The following is a 9,778-nucleotide window of genomic DNA, read 5'->3' as shown; positions in this document are numbered from 1 at the left end:
ATCTGCGGCAGCCGCCGCGCCAGCGTCGCCCACGGTTTTAAACGCAGCCGCCTGCCGCTCGGAAGCGCGCTGCATTCGCGTCTGGACTTTTTCAGAGTCCTCAGCCATCCCGGTTAGCTGGCCCTTTATGCGGGCAACCTGCTCACTAAACGTGGCGCTCTCGACGTCAAGGTTGATGACCAGATCGCTAATCTGCTGGGCCATATCGGATACCTCCTGTTATCCCCTCAGCTGCGGTCATCAGCGCATCATCATCCGGCTCGTCATCGCTGATGACGATACCGGAAGAAGAAAGCAGGCTGAAATGTGCGGGGGTAAGTTCCGGGTCGCGGAAGAAAAGAGTGGAGATGGAATAAAGCAGCTCTGAGAAATGCGCATCGAGCTGCGCGTCCTGAAAATAATGCTCCCGATAGAACTGGTGCCAGTCGCCCAGCTCACTGGAAGTCATTCCAGCCAGCATGGCGCGCCAGTCGGGTCGCCCGAACTCGCGCGCCAGATTCAGGACAAACTTCAGCTCGCTGGCAAGGGCTTTTCCGCCGTAATGGGTTCAGCGCTTTCGGCCTCCGCTGAGGCATCCGGATCGGCAGCGTTGTCACCCTCAACCGGAATGAGCATGCCGGAGAGCAGCTTTATTTCCATTTCTGCTTTACCGATTGCCTCTGGCGGCCAGCCGCTAAGCACCTGCTGATAAAGCGTTTCCACATCCGTGCCGGCCGGATCGTTATGCCACAAAGACATCGCGATCAAACGCGCACCGCAGCGAATATTTGAGCCTATCAGCCTGGCCGTCATTTCCTGATCGCTGATGCCGTCGCTGTCAGCGCTGACGGCCTTTTCCTCTGCGGCCATAAACGTGATGTACTCAATACGCTGCAGCGCCGACAGCTCGAAGATGGTCAGGGATTCTGTTTGCCAGGTGAACTTCTCTTTTTTCAGAAACATGCGTCCTTCCTTACGCTGCAGTTACGGTGACTTTGCAGACCGCAACGAAATTACCGTCGCTGGTCATAACAATAACGTCAGCGGTGCCTGCCGCCACGCCGGTGACGGTGATCGCGTTGCCGCTAACGGTGACCGTTGCTTTTGCCCCGTCGGAGGTTGCCACGCGGAACGAGGTATCAGAGGCGCTGGCAGGATTAACCGTCACATTGAGCGTTGTGGTTGCACCGACGGCCACGCTTGCCGTGGCTTTATCGAGCGTAACGCCGGTGACTGGGATATTCGGGCTCCCGCTTTCTTCAGCCAGCTCCGGCTTGCCGGTGTTGGTGATTTTCGCTGTGCGGGTAATAACCTCTTTTGCCGGAATGGCTTTACCCAGGCTGCTGCACCAGCCGCGGAAAACGTCGACGGTACCGTTCGGGTATTTGATTTTGTAATAGCGTACTGAGCCATCAATAAACCATGCGACCAGGTCTTTTTGCCCTTCTTCACCCGGCTTCCAGGCGAGGGTGAAAGAGGTGTCGCCAGCAGATTTTCCCCCCTGAGCGGTCGCGTTCCAGTCGGCGTCCTCGTCGTCGAGGTAGGTGTCGTCATACGATTCGGCGGTCATTTCGCCCGGCGTCAGCTCTTTAATTTTTGCCAGGCGGTTCCAGTCGATATCCGAGAGTGGGTTAGTGAAAGCGTTGCCCGTTCCGGTGTAAAGCCAGAGTGTGGTACCGGCACCTTTCACGGGGGCCAGTGGGTTTGGAGTAGGCATAAGTACCTCTTAAATTGAATAGGTGATTAAGTACGTGAAATCGACTGAACCCCAGGTGGCCATTTCATCATCCCTCTGATAGTCATAACCCTGCGGGGTGAACGTCTCAACCAGTTCGGTCAGACCCGGGATGAAGGTCATTGCCGGATACACTTTCTCTTCCATCCAGGAATCCAGCGCGCTGTCGGGGCTGGAGGCTTTAAGAAATACCTCGATGTGAACAACCGCCTGCCACGAATCTTCGTCAAGCGAATCGCCGGTGTACTCCGCGTCAGAAAGGTAAACAGCCACGGCAGGGAGATCCTGCTCTTCAAGAAAAACAGGGCGCCCGTCAAACCAGGTGACCGTGTCGGTGATATCGGCTTTCAGTTTTGCCAGAATGGCTGCACGAATTGCGCTGTGTCTGTTCATCGCTTCAGGTGGATCCTCAGTTGGTTTTTCAGGGCTGCGGAAAGTTCTTTGGGCATATCGCTTTCAATAAGGCGCTTTGAAATAGCGGTGAATGCCACGGTGAGCGGTGTCTCAAGAGGAACTTTGACCACATCAATCGGATAACGGGCCTGACCTACGCGCCGCATGACCTGCCAGCGCCCGTTGGCAAGCTGTTGAATAAAAGCGTTACGAAAGGTATAGGGGCCGATTTTGAGGACGCTGCCCGCTCCGTTTCTGGCCCCTTTTTTACGCGAGAGCCGGACGCGCGCCGTGCCGAGCTTTATCGCAGGAAGATTACCGCGGTTGATTTTTATCGACGCGACCGGGCGATCGTGACGGGCCTTGCACAGACGGGAACGCTGGCGGACCAGACGAACCGGAAGCCCCTTTTTCCGGTTATCATCAACTGTTGCTTCTTTCGCTACAGCTTTGCTCCCCTGGCTTATCGTTCTGCTGGCCACCCGGTTAAGTGCTTTTGCGGTTGCCTCAGGAACGATTAACCGGCTGAGGCTGTTCAGGTTCTGAATAGCCCTTTCCAGTCCTTTCACGGACATAGCGCCTCCTCATTCGAGATGGATGCGGGGTTTTCCGTTGAACATGTCATAGCGGGTAACGGTCAGGTTCTTACCGTCGTAGTCGACAATGTCGTTTCGGCGTGGCTGGTAAAGCTCAGAGAAAACCACCAGCGAAGTACCTGTTCCCGACAATGGCCCCATTTCCTCCAGTTGCTCGGCGGGAACAACGTCATAGCTGCTGCCATTGATGATCGCTGTCTTTCCCATTTTTTTTATGGTGGCCGCGTCCATGCGCGCCGCCATCCGGTCAAAGGGGTTAGGCATTGATCTTAACTTCAACAACGGTGGTGCTTGCCCCTGCCTCTTCCCAGGCGATACCTGCGGCAACGGCATCCGTTTCTTCGATCGTGATTTTGCCGTCCTTCAGATACACCTGCGCCCCGGCAGTAACTGCATCAGCGGGGACTTTTGGCAGGAGGAATACCCCTTCAGTAATGCCGTCCCCGGTATCGCCGACAGGAATATCCGTAATCGCCACAGCGATAAGTTTGCTAACCACAACCGGATCGCCGCTCTGAATGTCGGTTGTACCAATGTTTACCAGAGGGATCGTTTTCCCGTCCTGCGCATAGTTCTTAGCCATAAATTTCTCCATTCAGCCCCTTGCGGGGCTGGTTTCAGGTATAAAAAAAGCCCTTACGGGCATCTGTTTGTCAGGACTGTTTTTTACTGACCAGTGGATTTGGTCATGCCGCGATAGTCCAGCGGTGCCACACCGGCATCGATACGTACTTTCGTGGCGATACCATCAGTGGTGAAGCCTTCCTGCTGATCGATGTAAGGGGTATCGACGCCGTTGAGATACGCAACCTCGATGGTATCGGTGCCCTTCGCGGCAGCCAGATACCAGGCTTTCGCATCAGCCTCATCCAGACGTGGTTCTGCAATGACTTCTGCAAAGTTCTGGATAGGGTTAACGATCCCGGCATTGATATCTGCACCTTTAACACTGGCCGACTTGATGGTCTGATTTGCCAGAGTTTCCAGGGCGACGGGCACCAGCATGTAGGCCGGACGGATATTCAGGGTTCGCTCCCCCTCCTTCTGCAGGCGCATCAGCTTGCGCGACTCGTCCAGACTGGCCACAGAAATTGCGCCCGCGCTCAGGTTCTTGTGATCGGCATGGAACAGCGCCTTTCCGTCTGAGAGTTTCGGGTTTTTAGTCAAAATGGCGTAAACCAGATCGCCAATCGTTGCTTTCGCCGCGCGCCCCATCTTCATCGGTACGTCGGTAAGCTGGTTCAGATCGTCGTTGATGATCGCCTGGCGGGTTACTGAGAAGATTTCACCATACGTGGCAAGCGCGATGGTTTCGCCTTTATCACTGGTAGTGATGTACTTGTACTCAGCCCCTTCGCGAACTTTTCGCAGAGAAGGGAAACCACCCATACCGACACGATGCGCCGTTTTGAAGTCCGACAGCTGGCCTTTTTTGGTCCACTGCTCGAAGGTTTCCTGCGCCTCGTCCCAGCCCTGAATCAGCGCTTTGTTCGCAACATCAAGCAGAATGTTGCCAAAGTCAGAGGTGCTGTGGGTCAGCGCCAGGCCAACCATCTGCATCGGGTTGTAGCTGGCCACGCCGATACCTTTTTCAGTCAGGGCCATACGCGCATACTCGCGCAGCGTCATACCGTTATAAACGTTATCCCGCTCCTGACCTTCGAACCCCGCACGCGCCATCAGTGCCTGGCGAATACCATCCGCGACGAAGTTACCATTGCCCGCATGAATATGCGACTGGGTGGTTTTATTGGACGGCGTGGCCGTTTTACCGAGTTCTGCCAGCAGCAAATCTTTCGCCTTATCGACGGAACAATCAGGGTCGGCTACACACTGGTTCTGCAGTTCCATGTGCTTATTGCCGAACATGGCAAAGAGATCGCCGATAGCGTTAACACGAGCTTTCTGCTCAGCCAACACCTGCGCGCGGATCGCATTTTCATCCGGTGCCGGGTCTGTTTTTGCCTGCGGTGCCTGAGGCTGGGTAATAACCGGGTCACGCTGGGTAGTGTTGCGCGGCGGGGTGATCATGTTGCGAATGCTTTTTGGCATTTTTTCAAATTCCTCAATACGTTTTGAATGAATACAGGCCATAGCCTGAAGAGATGGTGTCACCTGGTCGGCAAAACCCAGTTCAAGGCACTCGCTGCCATTCATCCAGGTTTCGTCCTCCAGCATTGCCGCAATTTCTTCGGTGGATTTTCCGGTTTTCTGCGCATAAGCTGGGATAAGAACGGATTCAACCTTGTCGAGAAGATCCGCATAGTCGCGCATATCGCTCGCGTCACCACCAGCAAACCCCCAGGGCTTATGGATCATCATCATTGTGTTTTCAGGCATGATGACCGGATTGCCTACCATCGCAATCACCGAGGCCATGGAAGCCGCCAGACCGTCGATATGCACGGTAATCGCCGCGCCGTGATGCTTCAGCGCGTTAAAAATAGCAATGCCGTCGAAGACATCACCACCGGGCGAGTTGATATAAAGGTTGATGTGGGTGACGTCCCCAAGTGCCCGGAGATCATTGACGAACTGTTTCGCCGTTACGCCCCAGTACCCGATTTCGTCATAAATAAAAATGTCGGCCTCGCTGTTATTGCTGGCCTGCATGCGGAACCACGAATTACTTTTTGCGTTGGCTTTCGGACGGTGGCGCGCCCGGTTCTTTGACTTCGGCACTGGTGCCTCCTTTATCATTGGCGGGGTCGGTGTCAAACACCAGGCCCTGTTCACGGTTCTCGTCAACCTCCGCTTTACGGCGTGACTTAACATCATCCGGGTTGCGCCCGCTGGCACGTATCCAGTCGGATTCAGTAGCAGCACCGCCGCGGATCTGCGTTTTCCAGGCATTCGCTTCTTTAACGGGGTCAATCCACGGCATAACGGGCCCCGAATAAACCGCGTTATACAGCGAGTCCATATCGATGCCTCTCGGCAGCTTGATTTCTCCGGCAGCAATAGCCATCTTCAGCCAGGCCCGGTACATGGGCCGGGTCACTGAACCGATGAACCAGTCCTGCAGAATCAGATATCCGTCGGTTGACTCCACAAGCTCCTGCCGCTGGGCACTGTACGTTCCGTTGTAGTTTCTGGATGTGCTGGAAAAGCTGAGGCGACTGCCGGCGGACACGGCACGCAGCTGTCCGTTACGAAACGACTCGAGGTTAGGGTTCGGGCGATCGGATTTAATCATCCCGATTTCTTCCCCGGCCTGCAGCTCGTCGTAGAGCATACCGGGCTGAATCATCAGCTCCCGATCATCGCTGCCGGAATCAGAATCGAAGCTCTGTCCGTCGCCTTTTTTGATATACATGCCGAGTGCCGCAGCAATTCTGGCAGCAGTAAGCTCCGAGTCCTCGTACTCTTTCAGCGCGCTCAGACGCATCAGAACACCAGACAAAAGAGACGTTCCGCGGGTCTGGTGCAGGCGTCGGGTGAATTTGAGATGAAGCATGTTTTCTGCATCTATCTCTTTGGTATCGAACTGACGCCCGGATACTGGCAGGCTTTTATAGACCTGATATTTTTTCGGGCGCCCCCAGTTATCGACAAAAACGCCCTGATTGAGTTGGGTGGCGGCATCGCTGTTCATCGGCACGAAGTCCGGCTCCAGCGCTTCCAGCCAGAACGGCACGCCCGCAACCGGCTGAAGACCATTTCCGGTACCGCGAACCAGCTGAGCAAATACCTCACCGTCCCGGAGCCACGTTCGTAGCATCAGCCGCTCCAGCATGGGGCGGGTAAACTGGGTTGTGACATCGGGTTTTACGGACCATTCGCCCCACTTTCTGCGGATATCAGTGGCCAGCTTTTTAGCGATCTTGCCGTTATTCAGCATCGGATGCGGTTCAACTATGATGCCCTTCGCACCCACCACCCTTTCTTCCAGCTTGTCGAAAACGCCGATCACCAGATCGTGGTTGTTGTCCAGCCAGCGCGCCTGCTGCCTTAGTGAAACCGCCCCCATCTGGCTGAGCTGATCGGCTGAGCGACTTTCCTTCTGGGCTTTGTGGGTACGCGTTTGCTTTACCGCCTCATACGCCTTAATAACCGCACGGGCACGCAGGCGTGAGGCTTTCCAGCCTGGTGAAAACAGGCCAATCGCATCATCTAAAAAACTCATCCAAACCTCGCCAGCCTGTAGCCGGGTCGCCCGCGGCGTTTGTTATTGAGCGTAGCCAGTCGTCGCTCCCATTCCTGACGGCCTTTTCTGATTTCCGACAGGTTTTCGAGCGTCATCTGCTGCCCGTTGAAAGTGATTGATTTCCCCTCCAGAACAGACAGCTCGGCTGCAGCGTAGCGGTCGATCATGTTTTGAATATCTGCTGGATTCACACCCAACCTCCTGACGAAGACCACGGATTAGCCTGCTCGGTTACGGGCTTCTCACGTTTTGGTTTTGATTTAGATTTCGGCGCAGGCGACGGGGATGGCATTTCGCCAGCTTCCGTCTGCGTGTCCTCGATCCACGTTTCCCGCCGTGCCCACTCAGGAGCTGACGGCCATTTGATTTTTTCGTAACCACTAAGGATGGCGAGCGCGTCGGCATAAACGAGCAGGTCAAATGCTTCGTTTGCGCCCCGGCCTGGCTTACTCCATTTCCCTTCATTCGAGCGTTCCTCATACGTCAGTTCGTCATAGAACCAGCTGCCCAGCCAGGCGGGGAAATGCACATAGCCAGGGCCGGGTGAATCACGCCACAGCGCATTATTCACCCGGTCTTTAAGGGCATCGGTCTGGAGAAGATAAAGAGGCACATCTCCCGTCGCCTGTGCGCGGCGCGTTGATCTGCCCGTGTTGTCGGGAAACGTTCGCTGGATAAGTTTGCTGCGCCTGACGCTGTCCCCCTTGAAGAGATAGATACGCTTACCCAGCCCCTCACGGCGACATCTGCGCCAGAACTTGTAGGCATTATCCGTCACGCCATCTTCACCCCCGGAGTCCACGGCCATCGACATCAGCCTCATGCCCTTTGACGGGTCAGCTGCGAGTGGCCACGTTTTATCAAAGACATCGGTGAGTAAAAGATCCCAGTCCTCCGGGTAGCTCGCCGGATCCACCTGTAAGCTTTCCCCGTTTCCGTCGCAGCGCAGCGAATGCCGGATGTTGTAACGGTCAACTATCCAGCGCTCCCCCATACTTCCATAACCCGTAATCTGCACAACAAAACGTCGGTTGCGCCCGGCCTGCACGTCCACGGTCGCGGTGAGAAACTGAACGCCGTCCGGTACCGAACGTTTTGGGACTTCTTCGGCACGCTGCTCGAGCAATTCACTTTTACGCTGCTCCATGCTGGCCCGCGGCAAATAGGGCCTGCCGAAATCGGTGTTAATCACCGTCTTCAGGGTTTCTTCGCTGCGCGTGGATTCGTATTCCTGCTCGGCTGTCAGGAACTTATAAATAAGCTGCGCCCAGGTCTGGTAAGCAGCTGCCGGACCTTCCATCCAGAAGGAGGCAATACGGGAACGACGGCCATCACCGCTAACCTGGCCTTTACTGTCGATGGTTTGCCCGTCCCGGAGCCAGACACATTTCATGTTCAGCGCACGCTTCATGTCAGGCGTGATCCTGCCTTTACAGGCAGGGCACTGAAGAAACGCCGCTTCGCTGGCAAGCACAGGATCGCTGCTGTCGCGGTATCCGGTCATATTGTCCATTTCCGGCTGGAAATATTCGCCGCAATGCGGGCATGGCCAGTAAAGACGACGGCGGTCACCACGGTTATAGAGCGATAAAATTCCGGTGGTCGGAGGGGCTTCATGGGGCGTGGAGCGCCGCCATTTTGTGTCTCTGATATCCCTCCCGGGCGAGCTTTCAACCAGCGTCATCCCGGAGGACATGAATGTCGTGGTACGCTTCGATGCCAGTGAAAAGGCATCCCCCTCCCCGTCGATGTCTTCCGGAAAGCGGTCATAATCTGTCAGCGCCACACTCTTATAGTCCGAGGACGACATGATATTGACGGATGGCCAACCCAGCTTCAGATAGTTACCGGCGCGGAATGTACGGTCGTAGACGTTGTTATCGTTACGTCTTGGGCTTAGCCGGGTTTTAACTTCAGGGCTACAGCGAAAAGTACGGTCCAGGCGTTTTTTGGAATGCTCGCGCGCTTTTTCCTCAGATACCTGAATCACAAGCATATCTGCCGGATCGCAGACAATGTTATAAACAATCCAGCCGTCAATCAGCCCGATGGTTTTACCCGTTCGCGCCGGGCCCACAAACACCACCGCATCGTATTCACGCGATGCCAGGCAGTTCATCGGCTCAATCACATAGGGTGCCAGATCCGGATCCCATGGAACTGAGTTTCCCGCCCCCATTGGCACGCGCATATAAGTACTGACCGCATCGGCCACCGGCATACGACGCGGGGCTCGTAAAATACCGGAAACATCGCGGCGGATGTCCCTGGCGGATGCCCGCTTTGCCATCAGTCCTCCTCAGGCTCTTCCTCCTCTTTTTCAGCGTCCTGCACCCTCTCCGCCATCTGGTCGCGTAGATCATCGATAACGCTTTGCACACGAACTACCGCAGCAGGCGTTAAAGCACAGTCGCGCTCGAGCACATCCGGGAGGGTTTCAAGTACCATGACGACAGCTTTCGCCATCAATGAGAATTCTCGCGCCACTTCATCTGCGGGTATTAACTGTCCCGTATCCTGTTCGAACTTCAGCCTCTCGTTCTCTGCTTTCCAGTGGGACAGCCTGTCTGATGGGGGCATATCATCGATATTGGACGAAACGGTTGGGATCATCAGTTCGGTCAGAATGTCGGTCACCAGATAGAGCTTTAACTTGCTGTTGCTGCCCGGAGCAGGTTCGACATTTTTCAGTCTCGCGGCAACCGTCTGACGGTGTACGCCGGTTATCCCTGCCAGCTGGTTGATATTGAGTTTTAAAGTGGCAATTTCCTGGTCCATGATGGTGAACACTTTTTGAACGATTCGACATCTTGCGAAAATGGCCTCTAATTAAATCAAAGACCTGCGCACATGATGATGATGACCCTGGATCCGAAAAACTAGCCGTTTCCCGCGAGCGCGCCGCCCCGTGGTAGGTCACCCTACCGG

General features: G+C 55.3%; 13 protein-coding genes. All 13 read right to left on the bottom strand.

What is annotated here, in order from left to right; all coding sequences use genetic code 11:
- Positions 1-204: hypothetical protein (locus tag L977_RS13505; protein WP_047625978.1), on the bottom strand; the 204-nt coding region annotated here is incomplete at its 3' end.
- Entirely contained in the window at positions 188-460 is a 273-nt protein-coding gene (locus L977_RS13500) for a phage tail assembly protein T (protein ID WP_047625977.1), read from the bottom strand. The genes L977_RS13500 and L977_RS13505, both read right to left, overlap by 17 nt.
- Positions 461-510: 50 nt before the next feature.
- Positions 511-942 carry a phage tail assembly chaperone G gene (gene gpG, locus L977_RS13495; RefSeq protein WP_047625976.1) on the bottom strand — a complete coding sequence of 144 codons (432 nt, stop codon included), beginning with the start codon at positions 940-942 and terminating at the stop codon, positions 511-513.
- A gap of 10 nt (positions 943-952) precedes the next feature.
- Complete coding sequence (locus tag L977_RS13490; protein ID WP_047625975.1) at positions 953-1,696, bottom strand: phage tail protein; 744 nt, start codon at positions 1,694-1,696, stop codon at positions 953-955.
- A 9-nt stretch (positions 1,697-1,705) separates the two neighbouring features.
- Positions 1,706-2,107: a phage minor tail U family protein gene (locus L977_RS13485; RefSeq protein WP_047625974.1), complete on the bottom strand. Its 402-nt coding sequence runs from the start codon at positions 2,105-2,107 to the stop codon at positions 1,706-1,708.
- Entirely contained in the window at positions 2,104-2,682 is a 579-nt protein-coding gene (locus tag L977_RS13480) for a phage tail protein (protein WP_047625973.1), read from the bottom strand. Before L977_RS13480 ends, L977_RS13485 begins: the two co-directional genes overlap by 4 nt.
- A 9-nt stretch (positions 2,683-2,691) precedes the next feature.
- The gene (locus tag L977_RS13475; RefSeq protein WP_231563580.1) at positions 2,692-2,934 is read right to left on the bottom strand and encodes a DNA breaking-rejoining protein; all 243 of its coding nucleotides are present in this window, start codon (positions 2,932-2,934) and stop codon (positions 2,692-2,694) included.
- 25 nt (positions 2,935-2,959) lie between these two features.
- Entirely contained in the window at positions 2,960-3,286 is a 327-nt protein-coding gene (locus tag L977_RS13470; RefSeq protein WP_047625979.1) for a DUF2190 family protein, read from the bottom strand.
- Between the two features lie 83 nt (positions 3,287-3,369).
- Positions 3,370-5,403, bottom strand: a complete 2,034-nt coding sequence (locus tag L977_RS13465) for a ClpP-like prohead protease/major capsid protein fusion protein (protein WP_197061802.1) — start codon at positions 5,401-5,403, stop codon at positions 3,370-3,372.
- Positions 5,330-6,829 (bottom strand): phage portal protein, encoded by a 1,500-nt coding sequence (locus tag L977_RS13460; RefSeq protein ID WP_047625970.1) that lies wholly within the window; start codon positions 6,827-6,829, stop codon positions 5,330-5,332. The genes L977_RS13465 and L977_RS13460 overlap by 74 nt, the downstream gene beginning before the upstream one ends.
- The gene (locus L977_RS13455; protein WP_001704123.1) at positions 6,826-7,041 is read right to left on the bottom strand and encodes a hypothetical protein; all 216 of its coding nucleotides are present in this window, start codon (positions 7,039-7,041) and stop codon (positions 6,826-6,828) included. Before L977_RS13455 ends, L977_RS13460 begins: the two co-directional genes overlap by 4 nt.
- On the bottom strand, positions 7,038-9,140 hold the full coding sequence (locus L977_RS13450) for a phage terminase large subunit family protein (RefSeq protein WP_047625969.1): 2,103 nt from the start codon (positions 9,138-9,140) through the stop codon (positions 7,038-7,040). The genes L977_RS13455 and L977_RS13450 overlap by 4 nt, the downstream gene beginning before the upstream one ends.
- Positions 9,140-9,628 carry a DUF1441 family protein gene (locus L977_RS13445; RefSeq protein ID WP_047625968.1) on the bottom strand — a complete coding sequence of 163 codons (489 nt, stop codon included), beginning with the start codon at positions 9,626-9,628 and terminating at the stop codon, positions 9,140-9,142. Before L977_RS13445 ends, L977_RS13450 begins: the two co-directional genes overlap by 1 nt.
- Positions 9,629-9,778 lie beyond the last annotated feature (150 nt).

This window comes from Enterobacter sp. ZOR0014, from assembly GCF_000798855.1.
Taxonomy (GTDB): domain Bacteria; phylum Pseudomonadota; class Gammaproteobacteria; order Enterobacterales; family Enterobacteriaceae; genus Enterobacter; species Enterobacter kobei.
The sequence above is the reverse complement of the archived record's forward strand: the minus strand, read 5'-3'. Positions and strand labels throughout refer to the sequence as shown.

Excerpts from the sequence above, each read along its gene's own strand:
- L977_RS13500 (WP_047625977.1), bottom strand. The coding sequence starts at position 460 with ATGCTGGCTGGAATGACTTCCAGTGAGCTGGGCGACTGGCACCAGTTC.
- gpG (WP_047625976.1), bottom strand. The coding sequence starts at position 942 with ATGTTTCTGAAAAAAGAGAAGTTCACCTGGCAAACAGAATCCCTGACC.
- L977_RS13490 (WP_047625975.1), bottom strand. The coding sequence starts at position 1,696 with ATGCCTACTCCAAACCCACTGGCCCCCGTGAAAGGTGCCGGTACCACA.
- L977_RS13485 (WP_047625974.1), bottom strand. The coding sequence starts at position 2,107 with ATGAACAGACACAGCGCAATTCGTGCAGCCATTCTGGCAAAACTGAAA.
- L977_RS13480 (WP_047625973.1), bottom strand. The coding sequence starts at position 2,682 with ATGTCCGTGAAAGGACTGGAAAGGGCTATTCAGAACCTGAACAGCCTC.
- L977_RS13475 (WP_231563580.1), bottom strand. The coding sequence starts at position 2,934 with ATGGACGCGGCCACCATAAAAAAAATGGGAAAGACAGCGATCATCAAT.
- L977_RS13470 (WP_047625979.1), bottom strand. The coding sequence starts at position 3,286 with ATGGCTAAGAACTATGCGCAGGACGGGAAAACGATCCCTCTGGTAAAC.
- L977_RS13465 (WP_197061802.1), bottom strand. The coding sequence starts at position 5,403 with ATGATAAAGGAGGCACCAGTGCCGAAGTCAAAGAACCGGGCGCGCCAC.
- L977_RS13460 (WP_047625970.1), bottom strand. The coding sequence starts at position 6,829 with ATGAGTTTTTTAGATGATGCGATTGGCCTGTTTTCACCAGGCTGGAAA.
- L977_RS13450 (WP_047625969.1), bottom strand. The coding sequence starts at position 9,140 with ATGGCAAAGCGGGCATCCGCCAGGGACATCCGCCGCGATGTTTCCGGT.
- L977_RS13445 (WP_047625968.1), bottom strand. The coding sequence starts at position 9,628 with ATGGACCAGGAAATTGCCACTTTAAAACTCAATATCAACCAGCTGGCA.